The sequence below is a fragment of the Mesorhizobium sp. URHB0026 genome, from assembly GCF_054059755.1.
In genome coordinates this window covers 5,196,532-5,209,453 of the sequence record NZ_JBSSCN010000001.1, presented here as the reverse complement: position 1 = coordinate 5,209,453, position 12,922 = coordinate 5,196,532, and the positions used below count along the sequence as shown (strand labels likewise).

The following is a 12,922-nucleotide window of genomic DNA, read 5'->3' as shown; positions in this document are numbered from 1 at the left end:
AAAACGCCATGGCCACCACAAAACTCCTCAGCGATGCCGAGGTGGAAAAAATCCCGAAGGCGAAGGCCGTGTTCGACGACATCAGGGCCACGCGCAAATCGGATTTCGTCAATAATTTCTGGCGCGGGCTGGCCAATGATCCGCCGGCGCTGAAGCGGATCTGGGAACAGTTGAAGGTGGTGATGGTCGCCGACAGCGCCATCGATCCGCTCACCAAGGAGATGATCTACATCGCGGTGTCGACCGCCAATGGCTGTTCCTACTGCGTCCATTCGCACACGGCGGCGGCGCGGGCCAAGGGCATGACAGACGCGCAGCATGGCGAACTCGTGTCGATCATCGGGCTCGCCGGGCAGACCAATCATCTGGTCACGGCCATGCAGATCCCGGTCGATCCGCAATTCGAGGTGAAAAGCTAGCCGTCAGCCAGCCTATCGGCAGGGGAGGGAACATTTGTCCCCAACCTGTTAAGGAAGTGACATGTAACGGCACTAAGGAGACCCACGCGAAGTCGCGCCGGTGGGTTTCCGGCAGCCGGCTCTCGCAGTGGAGCCGGCATGAAAATCGTCCAGATCACCGATACCCATTTCAGCCCGACAAAGCCGCACTTCAACGGCAATTGGCAGCCGCTCGCCGCCTGGATCGAACAGAGCGGCGCCGACCTTGTCATTCACACCGGTGACCTCAGCGTAGACGGCGCCGACAAGGATGCCGACATCGGCTTCTGCATGGAGCTGATGCGGGAAATCTCGGTCCCGATGCTGCTGGTGCCCGGCAATCACGATGTCGGTCATCTGCCCGGCTCCTTGCAGCCGGTTAACGCGGAACGCCTCGAGCGCTGGCGCCGGCTGGTTGGCCCCGATTATTGGATGGAGAACGCCGGAAACTGGCGATTTATCGGCCTCGACAGCCTGCTGATGGGTTTTGATGATGCCGAGGAAAAGGCCCAGTTCGAATGGCTGCGTGCGGCGCTGGAAAGCCGTGGCGGCCGGCGCGTCGCGGTCTTCGCCCACAAGCCGCTGTTCATCGACAAGCCCGGCGAAGGTGACACCGGCTACTGGAGCGTCCGACCGGCACAGCGGCAGCGTCTCTACGATCTGATCGGTGCCCATGATGTGGCGCTTTTCGCCAGCGGTCACCTGCACCGGGCGTGGCAAGGCAAATACGAAAACACCGCGCTGGTCTGGGGTCCGTCAGCCGCCTTCGTCGTCGGCGACATGGAGCGCGACATGCCGGGCGAGCGGCTGCTCGGCGCGGTCGTGCATGAATTCGACGATACAGTCACCAGCGAGATCGTCGCGATCCCCCGCATGACCGTCCATGTCCTCGATGACGTGGTCGAGGAAGTCTACCCGCACGAGGCGCACAAGGTCCGCGGGAAGGTCGCGTCATGAGCGCGCTCTCGCTTCGCGGCTTGAACAAATCCTTTGGCGGCAATGCCGTTCTGAACGGCGTCAGCCTCGATGTCGAAGCGGGCGAGTTCATCGCCCTGGTCGGCCCCTCGGGCTGCGGCAAGAGCACCTTGCTGCGCATTCTTGCCGGGCTTGATCATGCCGACAGCGGCGAGATCTTCGTTGCTGGCAAGGACATGTCGGCGGTCGCCGCAGCCGATCGCAACATCGCCATGGTGTTCCAGTCCTACGCGCTCTACCCGCATCTGACGGCCGGCCAGAACATTGCGGTTCCGCTTGCCATGAAGCGGCTGAGCCGGACGCAGCGGCTGCCGCTGGTCGGCTCCGCACTGCCAGAAAGAAATCCGCGCTGGCATTTCGCGCGATGTCCGCGAGATGGCGACGGTACTCAAGATCGATCATCTGCTCGACCGCAAGCTTGGTCAGATGTCGGGCGGCCAGCGGCAGCGTGTCGCCCTGGCGCGCGCCATGGTGCGACGCCCCTCGATCTTCCTTATGGACGAGCCGCTTTCCAACCTCGACGCCAATCTGCGGGTGCACGCCCGTGGCGAGATCGTCGAACTGCACCGCCGCGCCGGCGTGCCGACGCTCTATGTGACGCATGACCAGGCCGAGGCGCTTTCGATGGCCGACCGCGTGGCCGTGATGATCGGCGGCAGCCTGCTGCAGCTTGCGGCCCCCGAGGCGATCTACAACGATCCGGCCCATATCGAGGTCGCCCGTTTCGTCGGCCAGCCGAGGATAAACATCCTCCCGGCGCTCGCCGAAAGCGGCCGCGTCGATTTCCTGGGCATCCGGCTGGCGCTGCTGGAGAAAGTGGCGAACGGTCCGGTGAGCCTCGGCATCCGGCCCGAATGCGTCAAACTGTCTCCCAGCGGGCGGAGCGGCTTTGCCGGGCGGATCGAGCGTCTGGAATTCCTCGGCTCGGAAGTCGTTGCCCGTTGCCGGCTCGACGCGACCGGCGACACCGTCATCGCCAAGCTGGCGCCGCACGAGGCGAGGGACCTGATCGCGGGAATGCCGGTGGGTATCCTCCTTCCACCCGAGCAGGCCATGGTCTTCGGGCCGGAGGGAAAGCGGCTGCGCATGGCGAGCGCCGCGCCCGCACGCCAGGAGCCGGCCTATGTCTAGCGTCGCGCTGGCGGGCAATGTCGCGAGCGCCGCGGCCCTCCACAGGCGCAGCGAGGACCGCACCGCCTGGCTGCTGGCTGCCCCGGCGATCGTGCTGTTGCTGCTGTTCGTGCTGCTGCCGGTGGTCGCCGTCATCTTTCTCGGCTTCACCGATTTCGAGCTCGGCTATGGTAAATTTCGCCTGGTCGGCTTAGAGAACTACGCACATCTCCTGACCGACCGCACCTTCCGCAAATCATTGTGGAACACGTCGGTCTATACGGCGATCGTCGCACCGGTCTCGATCGTGCTTGGCCTTGGCGTCGCCTTGCTGATCGAAGGCGAACCTCGTGCGCGCGGTTTCTTCCGCACCGTCTATTTCCTGCCGGTCGCGTCGCTGATCGTCGCCATGGCGACAGTCTGGCAATATCTCTTCCACCCGACCATCGGGCCACTCAACGCGCTGCTTGCGCTGGTCGGCATTCCTGGCCCAAACTGGCTCGGCGCCTCGAATACCGTGCTCTACAGCCTGTCGATCGTCGGCGTCTGGCAGTCGGTCGGCTTCAACATGGTGCTGTTCCTGGCGGGTCTGACGGCGATCCCGCGCGAGCTCTACGCCGCTGCTCACGTCGATGGCGCGAAATCGGCGCTCGACCGGTTTTTCCTGGTCACCTGGCCGATGCTCGGGCCGACGACGCTGTTCGTCGTCACCATCAGCATCACCAATGCGGTGAAGGTCTTCGAAACCGTGAAGATGCTCACCGATGGCGGGCCCAACAAGGCCTCCGAAGTGCTGCTGTTCACCATCTACCAGGAAGGCTTCGTCTACCTGCGCGTCGGCTATGCCTCGGCAATGACCGTGGTCTTCCTTGCGATCCTGGTCGTGCTGATGCTTCTCCAATACCGCGTACTCGACCGGCGGGTGCATTACACATGACCAGCCTGCCCGCCGGCCGCATCATCCGTTTCGCGCTGCTTTCGCTCGGCGCGCTGATGATCCTCGCGCCCTACGTTTTCATGATCTCGACCGCGGGCAAGACGCAGAGCGACATCTTCACCTCGTCGCTGTCGCTCATCCCCCAGCATTTCTATTTCGCCGAGAATTTCGCCAAGGCGCTGAGCAAGGTGCCGATGGCAACACTGCTGTGGAACGGCGTCGTCGTGTGCGGCCTGATCTTCTTCTTCCAGGTGCTGGTCGCGATTCCCTGCGCCTACGCCATGGCCAAGCTGAAGTTCCGTGCCGCGCGGCTGATGATGGTGCTGGTGATGCTCGGCCTGCTGGTACCGATCCATGCCACGGCGCTGCCGCTCTATGTCGCCTTCGACCGGATGTCGCTCATCAACAGCTACACCTCGCTGGTTGCGCCGTTCACCATCTCGGTGTTCGCGATCTTCATGTTCCTGCAGTTCTTCCGCGCCATGCCCGACGACCTCATCCACGCAGCAAGGCTCGACGGCATGTCCGAGCTCGGGATCGTCGCGCGCGTCATCGTCCCCAACGCCTGGCCGGCGGTTACTGCCTTCGCGATCTTCTCGGTGGTCGCCCACTGGACGATCTTTACTGGCCGCTGATCGTCGTCAGCAAGCAGGCCTACGCCACGCCGCCGCTCGGCCTGATGTATTTCCGCGCCGCCGAGGCGGGCGACGACTACGGCGCGCTGATGGCCGCAACGTTGATCATCACCCTTCCACTCGTCGTTGCCGTCCTGTTCGCACAGAAGCGCTTCGTCGAAGGCATCACCATGACCGGTCTCAAAGGCTGACCGGGTCGAACCAGGAGCACGAGCACATGAAGCAACTTCCCAGGATTCTTGCAGCGGCGGCGATCTCGCTGACGACAGCCCTTCCGGCCTATGCCGACACGACGCTGACGGTTCATTATCCGATGCCGGGCTTCTTCAAGAACGTGATGGACACGATCTCGAAGAAGTTCATGGAAGAAAATCCCGACATCAAGATCCAGTTCGCCAGCCCGTCCGCCACCTATGAGGAAGGCATCCAGACCATCCTTCGCCAGGCCGGCACCGACGAAATGCCCGACATCACCTTCATCGGGCTGAACCGTCTGCGCATGCTCAACGAACGCGACGTTGCCGTCGATCTTGGCCCGCTGGTCAAGAAGGAAGGCAACATGGCTGAGCTCGGCTTCTCCGACACGATCCTGAAGCTGGCGCAGGTCAACGGCAAGCAGGTCGGCCTCGCCTTCGCCACCTCGAATCCGATCATGTATTACAACGCCGACCTGGTGAAGGCCGCCGGCGGTGATCCGGACAATCCGCCCAAGACCTGGGACGAGGTTATCGCGCTCGGCGGCAAGATCAAGGCGCTCGGCAATGGCGTCGACGGCATCGACTTCCGCTGGCAGGGTGACGACTGGATGTTTTCGGCGCTGCTGTTCGGCGCCGGCGGCAAGATGCTGGACGAGGACGAAAGCAAGGTCGCTTTCAACGGGCCGGAAGGCGGGAAGGCAGTCGAGATCCTGCAGCGGATGGTGAAGGAGGGCGGCATGCCGGTCTTCACCAAGCCGGCCGGCGAGCAGGCTTTCGCGGCCGGCAAGGTTGGCTTCGAGTTCCAGACCACCGGCGCGCTGGTCAACACCATCAAGAACGTCGGCGACAAGTTCACGCTGCGGACGGCCAAGATCCCGCTGATCGATCCGGCCAACGGCCATCTGCCAACCGGCGGCAATGCCGTGGTCATCCTGACCAAGGATGCCGCCAAGCAGGACGCTGCCTGGAAATTCGCCGCCGGCCCTTATGGCGCATCGGTCGTCGTGCCCGGCACCGGCTATGTTCCCAACAATGAACTCGCGGCAAAGTCTTCCGACTATCTCGGCGACTTCTACAAGAAGAACCCGCTGTTCCAGGCCGGGCTCAGCCAGATGCCGCTGATGGTTCCGTGGTATGCCTTCCCGGGCACCAATGGGGTCAAGGTGACGCAGTCGATCGTCGACAATCTGTCGCGCATCGTCGACCAGTCGGCCACGCCCAAGGAAGCGCTCAGCGACGCCGCAAGCGACGTCGAAGGCATGCTGCCGACGCAGTAAGGACTTGCCAGGGCATCGCCGCGCCAACGGCGCGGCGAACTCCCTGCGGTCAAGCCGGCCGGTAGATTCGCTCCGCCGTGTTCCAGAAGATATCAGCCTCGGCCGCCGGACCGTGCTTCGCTACAGCCGCGCGGTGGGCCTTTATCAGTTCGGCGTGGCTCGTCCACAACTTCTCGATGGGGAAGTTGGAACCGAACATCAGGTGATCCGCGCCCAATATCTCGATCGCGCTGTCGACGATGTAGGCGATCAGCGCGGGGTCGTTGCGGTGGACGAAAGTGCCAAGGCCAGACAGCTTGGCGTATCCGTTCGGCGCCGCTGACAGCGTGCGCAGCCCGGCCTTCCAGGCTTCGGTGGTTTCCTGATCCATGCCGGTCAGCATGCCGGCATGGGTGAGGATGAAATTGGTTTCGGGGTTCTCGCCGACCAGGGTCAGCCCGTCCGTCATCTGGGCGGGAAAGAGCTGCAGGTCGAAGGACAGGCCATAATCCTTCAGCCGCGCCACATTGGCCCGTACCCTGGGGTCGATCACCTGATCGGGGCCAGTGGCGAAGCGGAAGGCCGGGGTCTCGTGCCAATGCAACTGCATGCGGACGCCGCGCAGCAGCGGATATTTTTTCAAGCGGTCGATCTGGGGTCTGATATCGTCCACCGTCATGTCGGTGTAGCCGACGATGGCGTGCGGCCAGCCGGTTTCATCTGCCGTTTTCTGCAGGAAGGCGACTTCCTTCTCGAAATCCTCCTTCGCCCAGTTGGTCTGAACGTAGACCGCTTTCTCGACGCCGGAACCCTGCTGGTCGGCGAGAAACTCCTCGATCGGGTAGTCGCGGCGTATCGGCTCGTAGGGGCCGAAGATGCGCGGCACCATCGGCCCGACCAGCCAGGGCTGGTCCTGCTGGCGCCAGATGTGGAAATGCGCGTCGATGGTTTTCTGCATCACGGTACCCTTTTCCAGATTGTCGCCGCCCGCGGGGCAGGGCGGGCGAGCGACAGGATGAAATCGGTGAGGCTGTTCACAGACGAGCCGTCGATGAGATCGTCGAGGTCAGGCAAAATGGCGCGAAGGGCCGCCGTTGCCGGCTGGAAGCGCGGGTCGCCGGCCAAAGGTGTCGCCAGCGACAGCCGGAAAGCGCGTGCGCTCAGCCGGCGCATCGCCGTCTCCAGTTCGGCATGGTCGCCGCGCTCCAGCGCGTCGGACAGGATGATCACTGCCGCACCACGTGCGAAGGCGGAAAAACGCGGCACGGAGAGGAAGGCAAGCAGTGTTGGCCCCATGCGGGTGCCGCCGTCCCAGTCGTCAACCTGGGCGGCCGCGCGCGCCAGCGCCTGCTCGCGGTCGCGGATGCGTAGCGCTGACGTGATGCGGGTCAGACGCGTCCCGAAGGTGAAGATTTCTGCCCGGTCAGCGCCTTGCACGGCGGCATGCGCGAGCTTCAAATAATCCGACGTGTGGAGCTTCATCGAGCCGGACACGTCGATCAGGATCAGCAGTTTGCGCGGCACAGCCTGACGGCGGCGCAACAAGGGCGAGGGGACATCGCCATCGGCGCTGACGATTTCCCGGAGCGATCGGCGCAGGTCGAGCTTGCCGCGCGAATGGGTGCGCACCGTGCGGAAGGAGCGGCGCGCGGGCAAGGCGCTCGACAGCTGACGACGAAAGACGGTCAGCCTGTCGTCGTCGCGTTGGAAGTCGCGGGTGCTCAACTGGTCGATCGTCGAGGATAGCTCGCCGCCTTCCTGTCGCTGCTCGGCTTCGATCCGCTCGTCGTCGGCGCCCCCATCATCCTTGACGCGGGTTTCCTCGTCGCTGTCGCCTTCCGCCACGGCTGATGTGTTGCCGTAAAAATAGCTTTGGAAATGCGCCTCGAATTCGTCGCGGCGGTCAGGTGGCGGCGCCAGGGTGGCGAGCGCTGCCTCGCGGATATCGGCCATCGAGCGGGGGCCAAGCAAGGTCACCGCCTGCATGAAGCCGGAGATTTGCTCCGGGGCGATTATAAAGCCGTAGTGGCGCAGCAGTCGGCCGAAGCCGAGCAAGGGCGCGGCGGCGGGAGGTACGCTCACCTCGCCCCGTTTACGGGGAGAGGATGCCGGCAGGCAGGTGAGGGGCGGCGCCACCTTCTTCCCCTCATGGCGCCGCCCCTCATCCGCCCCTTCGGGGCACCTTCTCCCCGTGAACGGAGCGAAGGGATTGTCGAGCTCCCGGCTCACGCCAGCGCCTCCTCGACGATGCGGCCTAGCTCGGGCGCGATGTAGGAGAGGTCTTCCTCGTCCTTGATCAACACGCCGATGGCGCGGCGGAAGGCTTCCGGCCACGGGCTGCCGCCCTTTTCCAGGATCGTCGCGGCATTGGCCCATTCGACAGCTTCGGCGATGCCGGGTGGCTTGGCGAGCGGACGCGCGCGGATGGTCTGCACGGCGGCCGCCACCGCGCGCGCGGTAGCCTCCGCGACATCGCCAGCACGCAGCATGATGATGGCGGCTTCGCGTTCGGCGTCGGGGTAGCCGATCCAGTGATAGACGCAGCGGCGGCGCAGCGCCTCGGCAAGCTCCCGAGTGCGGTTCGAGGTCAGGATGACGATCGGCTGTGCGGCGGCGCGGATGGTGCCGCGCTCGGGAATGCTGATCTGGAAATCGGACAGGAATTCCAGGAGCAGCGCCTCGAACTCATGGTCGGAACGGTCGATCTCGTCGACCAGCAGCACGCGCTGCTGTGGCGCCTTCAGCACTTGCAGCAGCGGCCGGGCAATCAGGAAACGGTCGTTATAGATGTCGATCTCCTGCTCGCCCGCATGGCGGATGGCGAGCAACTGGCGCTGGTAGTTCCACTCATAAAGCGCGTGCGCGGCGTCGATGCCTTCGTAACATTGCAGGCGCACCAGATCGCGGCCGAGCAGCTCTGCGATCGCCTTGGCGGCTTCCGTCTTGCCGACGCCCGGCGCGCCTTCGAGCAGCAGCGGCTTGCCGAGCCGGATCGCCAGGAATATGGCGGTGGCGAGGCTGTCGTCGGCCAGATAGCGCGAGGCGGCGAGGCGCTCGGCCACCGCCTCCGGCGAGGTCGCGACCGTTTCGGCGTTTACCTCGGGCATGTCGGTCCTCAGTTCGCCGCTTGCGCCTTGAGCGCGCGCAAAATGCGTTCGGGCGTGATCGGCAGCGTGTCGATGCGCACACCGACGGCATCGAAGACGGCGTTGGCGACCGCCGGTATTTGCGGGTTGGCGCACATTTCACCTGGCCCCTTGGCGCCATACGGCCCGTCGGCGGAAGGGCGCTCCAGCACAATAATCTCGGTTTCGGCGAGGTCGCCGGGGCCGGGCATCAGATACTGGTTGAAGTCGGTGCCGCCATGGTCGCGGTTGGGGTAGTAGGGCTCGGTCGTCTCATAGAGCGCGTGGCTGATGCCCATCCAGGAGCCGCCGACCAGCTGCTGCTCGACCATTTTGGGGTTCAACGCGCGGCCGATCTCGAAGACGTTCTTCACCGTCAGCACCGTGACCTCGCCGGTCTCGTCGTCGACTTCCACCTCGGCCACCGTGCAGGCATGCGCATAACAGGTCGACGGCTTCATCGCGCCGGTCTCCTTCTCCGGATAGGAGCGCGGGATCAAAAACATGCCGCGGCCAGAGATCGAGCGGCCGCGCTTGAAATGCGCCGACAGGGCGACGTCGAAGATCGAGATCGACTTTTGCGGCGCGCCCTTGACCAGTATGTTGCCCTGGCCGTCGGTTTCGAGGTCAGAGGCATTCACTTCCAGTTCCTCGGCCGCCACTTCAAGCATCACCTGACGGGCTTCCCTGGCGGCCTGGATGACCGCGTTTCCGGCGCGGTGTGTGCCGCGCGAGGCGAAGGTGCCCATGCAGTGCGGGCCGGTGTCGGTGTCGGCGGTGTCGACGACGACGCGGTCGGTCGGCACGCCGATCGTCTCGGCGCAGATCTGAGCCATGATCTGCTTCATCCCCTGGCCGAGATCGACGCTGGAAAGCGTGACCATGAAATTGCCGGTCGGTGTCGAATGCACCAGCGCCTGGGTCGGGTCGCCGCCAAGGTTCATGCCGGTGGGATAGTTGATCGCGGCGACGCCGCGTCCACGCCTGATCGCCATCTCAAGCTCCGTTCTTGTAGGAGGACATCGCCATGTATTTCTCCGCCACCGGCCAGTTGGCGGCGCGCGAGGCTTCCTGCATGCATTCGATGAGTGCCGCGCCCTCGGTCGGCTGGCGATGCGCCTTCATGTCGCCGTCGCGATAGGCGTTGATGAAGCGGAATTCGAGTGGATCCATGCCGATCAGCCGCGCCAGCTTGTCCATCTGCACCTCCAGCGCGAAATCGCCGATGGTGACGCCGAAGCCGCGCATGGCCGACGACGGCGTGCGATTGGTGTAGACGCAGTAGGTGTCGATCAAGACATTGGGGATGGTGTAGGGACCGGGATAGTGCCCAGCGCCCTTCTGCGCGCCATAGGGCGAGTGGCGGGAGTAGGCACCGGCATCCGTGTAGCCGGTGACCTTCCGTGCGACGATGCGGCCGTCCTTCATGACGCCGTCCTTGATGACGACTTTTTCGGCCGCGCGGGGCGAGGAGATCTGCATCTCCTCCTCGCGGCTGTAGATAAAACAGACTGGTCGCCCGGTTAGTTTCGCGCCGAGGATGGCGATCGGTTCGACGATGACATCGACCTTGCCGCCGAAACCGCCGCCGACCGTGCCGCCGACAAAATGCAGCTTACTGCCCGGCATCTGCAGGATGATCGAGGTGTTGTCGAGGGTGAAGAACATGGCCTGCGTGTTGGTGTAGCAGGTGAAGCGGTCATTGCCCTCAGGCGCCACCACGCAACCGGTGGTCTCGGTCGGCGCGTGCTCGATGGGCGAGGACTGATAGCTTTGCTCCAGCACGTGATCGGCTTCGGCAAAGCCCGCCTCGACATCGCCGAAGCGCACCTTGCGGCACGCGCCGCTGTCATAGAGGTAATAGTTCTGGCCGTGATACTCGTTGACGATGGGCGCGCCGGGCTTCAGCGCTTCCTCCATGTCGAACACGGCGGGCAGCACTTCATAATCGACCTTGACCTTGGCGGCGGCCTCCTGGGCGGCACGCTCGGTTTCGGCCAGCACCGCCACCACGGCCTCGCCCTTCCAGCGCACCTTGCCGTCGGCCAGGACCGTCTCGTCCTCCGGTCCGACCTGGATCAGGATCAGGATCGTGTAGACATTGTGCGGCACGTCCCTGGCCGTCAGCACCTTCACCACGCCCGGATGTTTTTCGGCCTCCGACGTGTCGATCGAGCGGATGCGGGCATGGTGATGAGGGCTGCGCACCATCTTCAAATGCAGCATGCCGGGAAAGTTGCGGTCGGCGAAATAGGCGGTCTTGCCGGTGACGTGGCCTGGCGAATCCGAGCGCGGCCGGGCCTGGCCCGATCTCATGCAGATCGTCCTTGCGGACATCGGCGAAGTAGCTCTTGCGCAATTCCATTTCCTTGGTCCCTCAGGCCGCGTTCTGCGAATTGGCGCGGGCGGCGGTGAGCACCGCCTGGATGATTGGCTCGTAGCCGGTGCAGCGGCAGACGTTCCCGGACAGCGCCTCGACGACATCCTCGCGGCTGGGATTGGGCGTGTTGTCGAGCAGAACCTTGGCGGCCATGATCATGCCCGGCGTGCAAAAACCGCATTGGGTGGCGAATGTGTCGAGGAAGGCGCGCTGCAGCGGGTGCAGCACGCCGCCTTCGGCGAGGCCCGACGTGGTCGTGATCATTGCACCGTTGCAGGTCTCGGCCAGCGTCAGGCAGGAGAGCTTCAACTCGCCGTCGATGATGACGGAGCAGGCGCCGCAGGTGCCTTGGTGGCAGCCGCCCTTTGGCGAGGTGTCGCCGATCTTGTCGCGCAAGGCATTGAGCAGCGTCGTGCCGCTTTCTATGAATTCGGCTTTTTCGGAGCCATTGAGCGTGAATTGAACCGGGACCTTTGCCATTCTTCCTCCTTGCGCACCTGCCCCGCGGGGCAAGCGCGCGCCCCCGATTGTGATTAGCCGAGCAGCAGCCGGCCGAGATGCACCGGCAGAACCTCGGCGCGATACCAGGCGCTGGCGATCGGGTCGGTGATGGGCGAGATGCCTTCAGCCGCGGCGGCCAGCGCCGGTGCGATGCCGTCCGGGTCGAGCGTCCTGCCGAGCAGCGCTTTTTCCGCTGCCTTGGCACGCATCGGCCGATCGGCCATGCAGCCCAGCGCGACCCGTGCCGAGGACACGGTTCCGTCTCCAGCCTGTTCCAGAACGACGGCGATGCTCAGCACCGAGACCCCCTTGGGCTTGACCCGCGACACTTTGAGGAAGCGGAAGCTGTCGGGCTTCGGAAGCGTGAAACCGACCGACGTGACGATGGCGCGGCTGTCGTCCCGTGCGGCCAGGAAGGTCTCGATGGGTCTTTCGCCGTCATTCGTAGCGACCGTTGCGTCGAGCGCCAGGAGGGCCACGGTGAAATCGCCATAGGGCGCCGGCGCGAACAGATTGCCGCCGATGGTCGCCATGTTGCGGATCGCCGGACCGCCAACGGCACGCGCGGCCTTGGCAAGCTGGTCGAACTCGGGATGGCGGCCGATCGCCGCCATGGTCACGGAAGCGCCGATGCGCACCGTGCCACCGGAGACCGTGATTGCCGACAGGGCCGGGTCGGTCGACTTGACAAGGCCGGAGACCGAAACATCGCCTTCATTGGCGGCGCGTACGACGAGCGTGCCGCCGCCGAGATAGCGCGTGCCGGAGACTTCCAGCGCCGCGCTGGCGTCCTTCACCGTTGCAAAACTCTGCAATGCCAGCGCCATGGCCCGCTCCTCAACCCTGGCCGGCAAAATGGCTCTTCAAGGCGTTGAAGCCGCCCTGGAAGACATTGGCGCCCATGCCCTCGGCCAGCTTGTCGGCTTCTTCGGGTGCTGCGTCGAAGCTGGCGGTCCATTCGGCATAGGTGCGGTCACCGTCGGTGATGCGCCGCAATTGCAGCGTCGCCTTGTGGTTGGTGAGCGGCTGCGGCGTCTCCAGGATAGAATAGCTGACGAGGAAATCGTCATCGGAAAAGTGGACCAGTTTTTCGCGCAGCCGCGCGCCGCTGGCCAGCTGGAAGTTGCGCACGCAGCCGATCGTGCTGGCATCCTTGCCGTCCTCGATATGGCTTTCGACCATGCGTGGATGCCAATCCGGCAACCCGTTGAAATCGCGTATGCGCGCCCAAACCTGTTCGACCGGTGCGTCGATGACGCTGGAGATGGTGACTTTGGGCATAAGATGTTCCCTTGCGAATTTCGTTGCGGCAAGGGTAGGGCGCTACAGCGGGCAGCGCTTATCAATGCGTCTTGAGCGTCTATCAACC

Annotated in this window: 11 protein-coding genes and 3 pseudogenes; 6 read left to right on the top strand and 8 right to left on the bottom strand. The window is 64.3% G+C overall.

The window, feature by feature from the left end:
• The first annotated feature begins 8 nt into the window (after positions 1 to 8).
• From ACVWWD_RS25570 to ACVWWD_RS25545, 6 genes and pseudogenes are all read left to right on the top strand, one after another.
• Positions 9 to 419, top strand: coding sequence for a carboxymuconolactone decarboxylase family protein (locus ACVWWD_RS25570; RefSeq protein WP_023769550.1), 411 nt, complete (start codon positions 9 to 11; stop codon positions 417 to 419).
• Between the two features lie 138 nt (positions 420 to 557).
• Complete coding sequence (locus ACVWWD_RS25565; RefSeq protein ID WP_352550410.1) at positions 558 to 1,394, top strand: metallophosphoesterase family protein; 837 nt, start codon at positions 558 to 560, stop codon at positions 1,392 to 1,394.
• Positions 1,391 to 2,543 (top strand): annotated as a pseudogene (locus tag ACVWWD_RS25560) (ABC transporter ATP-binding protein). Before ACVWWD_RS25565 ends, ACVWWD_RS25560 begins: the two are co-directional and overlap by 4 nt.
• Positions 2,536 to 3,459, top strand: coding sequence for a carbohydrate ABC transporter permease (locus ACVWWD_RS25555; RefSeq protein WP_352550409.1), 924 nt, complete (start codon positions 2,536 to 2,538; stop codon positions 3,457 to 3,459). The pseudogene ACVWWD_RS25560 and the gene ACVWWD_RS25555 overlap by 8 nt, the downstream one beginning before the upstream one ends.
• Positions 3,456 to 4,285: pseudogene (locus tag ACVWWD_RS25550) on the top strand (carbohydrate ABC transporter permease). The gene ACVWWD_RS25555 and the pseudogene ACVWWD_RS25550 overlap by 4 nt, the downstream one beginning before the upstream one ends.
• Before the next feature lie 26 nt (positions 4,286 to 4,311).
• Positions 4,312 to 5,568 (top strand): ABC transporter substrate-binding protein, encoded by a 1,257-nt coding sequence (locus tag ACVWWD_RS25545; protein ID WP_457103484.1) that lies wholly within the window; start codon positions 4,312 to 4,314, stop codon positions 5,566 to 5,568.
• A 49-nt stretch (positions 5,569 to 5,617) separates the two neighbouring features.
• Here ACVWWD_RS25545 and ACVWWD_RS25540 read toward each other — a convergent pair whose 3' ends face one another.
• From ACVWWD_RS25540 to ACVWWD_RS25505, 8 genes and pseudogenes are all read right to left on the bottom strand, one after another.
• A complete protein-coding gene (locus ACVWWD_RS25540; RefSeq protein ID WP_023769556.1) occupies positions 5,618 to 6,505 on the bottom strand; it encodes an amidohydrolase family protein in 888 nt (295 codons plus the stop codon).
• Positions 6,505 to 7,581 (bottom strand): VWA domain-containing protein, encoded by a 1,077-nt coding sequence (locus tag ACVWWD_RS25535; RefSeq protein WP_435053595.1) that lies wholly within the window; start codon positions 7,579 to 7,581, stop codon positions 6,505 to 6,507. Before ACVWWD_RS25535 ends, ACVWWD_RS25540 begins: the two co-directional genes overlap by 1 nt.
• Positions 7,582 to 7,772: 191 nt before the next feature.
• Positions 7,773 to 8,654 carry an AAA family ATPase gene (locus ACVWWD_RS25530; protein ID WP_352547965.1) on the bottom strand — a complete coding sequence of 294 codons (882 nt, stop codon included), beginning with the start codon at positions 8,652 to 8,654 and terminating at the stop codon, positions 7,773 to 7,775.
• Between the two features lie 8 nt (positions 8,655 to 8,662).
• Positions 8,663 to 9,667, bottom strand: coding sequence for a xanthine dehydrogenase family protein molybdopterin-binding subunit (locus ACVWWD_RS25525; protein WP_023756899.1), 1,005 nt, complete (start codon positions 9,665 to 9,667; stop codon positions 8,663 to 8,665).
• Between the two features lies 1 nt (position 9,668).
• Positions 9,669 to 11,037, bottom strand: a pseudogene (locus ACVWWD_RS25520) (xanthine dehydrogenase family protein molybdopterin-binding subunit).
• A gap of 12 nt (positions 11,038 to 11,049) precedes the next feature.
• The gene (locus ACVWWD_RS25515) at positions 11,050 to 11,532 is read right to left on the bottom strand and encodes a (2Fe-2S)-binding protein (protein WP_457103483.1); all 483 of its coding nucleotides are present in this window, start codon (positions 11,530 to 11,532) and stop codon (positions 11,050 to 11,052) included.
• Positions 11,533 to 11,585: 53 nt separating this feature from the next.
• Positions 11,586 to 12,380 (bottom strand): FAD binding domain-containing protein, encoded by a 795-nt coding sequence (locus ACVWWD_RS25510; RefSeq protein WP_352547960.1) that lies wholly within the window; start codon positions 12,378 to 12,380, stop codon positions 11,586 to 11,588.
• A 10-nt stretch (positions 12,381 to 12,390) separates the two neighbouring features.
• Positions 12,391 to 12,834 (bottom strand): SRPBCC family protein, encoded by a 444-nt coding sequence (locus ACVWWD_RS25505; protein ID WP_023769561.1) that lies wholly within the window; start codon positions 12,832 to 12,834, stop codon positions 12,391 to 12,393.
• Positions 12,835 to 12,922 lie beyond the last annotated feature (88 nt).

What these genes read in the sequence shown, in the direction of transcription:
- ACVWWD_RS25570 (WP_023769550.1), top strand. Translation starts at nt 9, where the DNA reads ATGGCCACCACAAAACTCCTCAGCGATGCCGAGGTGGAAAAAATCCCG.
- ACVWWD_RS25565 (WP_352550410.1), top strand. Translation starts at nt 558, where the DNA reads ATGAAAATCGTCCAGATCACCGATACCCATTTCAGCCCGACAAAGCCG.
- ACVWWD_RS25555 (WP_352550409.1), top strand. Translation starts at nt 2,536, where the DNA reads ATGTCTAGCGTCGCGCTGGCGGGCAATGTCGCGAGCGCCGCGGCCCTC.
- ACVWWD_RS25545 (WP_457103484.1), top strand. Translation starts at nt 4,312, where the DNA reads ATGAAGCAACTTCCCAGGATTCTTGCAGCGGCGGCGATCTCGCTGACG.
- ACVWWD_RS25540 (WP_023769556.1), bottom strand. Translation starts at nt 6,505, where the DNA reads ATGCAGAAAACCATCGACGCGCATTTCCACATCTGGCGCCAGCAGGAC.
- ACVWWD_RS25530 (WP_352547965.1), bottom strand. Translation starts at nt 8,654, where the DNA reads ATGCCCGAGGTAAACGCCGAAACGGTCGCGACCTCGCCGGAGGCGGTG.
- ACVWWD_RS25525 (WP_023756899.1), bottom strand. Translation starts at nt 9,667, where the DNA reads ATGGCGATCAGGCGTGGACGCGGCGTCGCCGCGATCAACTATCCCACC.
- ACVWWD_RS25515 (WP_457103483.1), bottom strand. Translation starts at nt 11,532, where the DNA reads ATGGCAAAGGTCCCGGTTCAATTCACGCTCAATGGCTCCGAAAAAGCC.
- ACVWWD_RS25510 (WP_352547960.1), bottom strand. Translation starts at nt 12,380, where the DNA reads ATGGCGCTGGCATTGCAGAGTTTTGCAACGGTGAAGGACGCCAGCGCG.
- ACVWWD_RS25505 (WP_023769561.1), bottom strand. Translation starts at nt 12,834, where the DNA reads ATGCCCAAAGTCACCATCTCCAGCGTCATCGACGCACCGGTCGAACAG.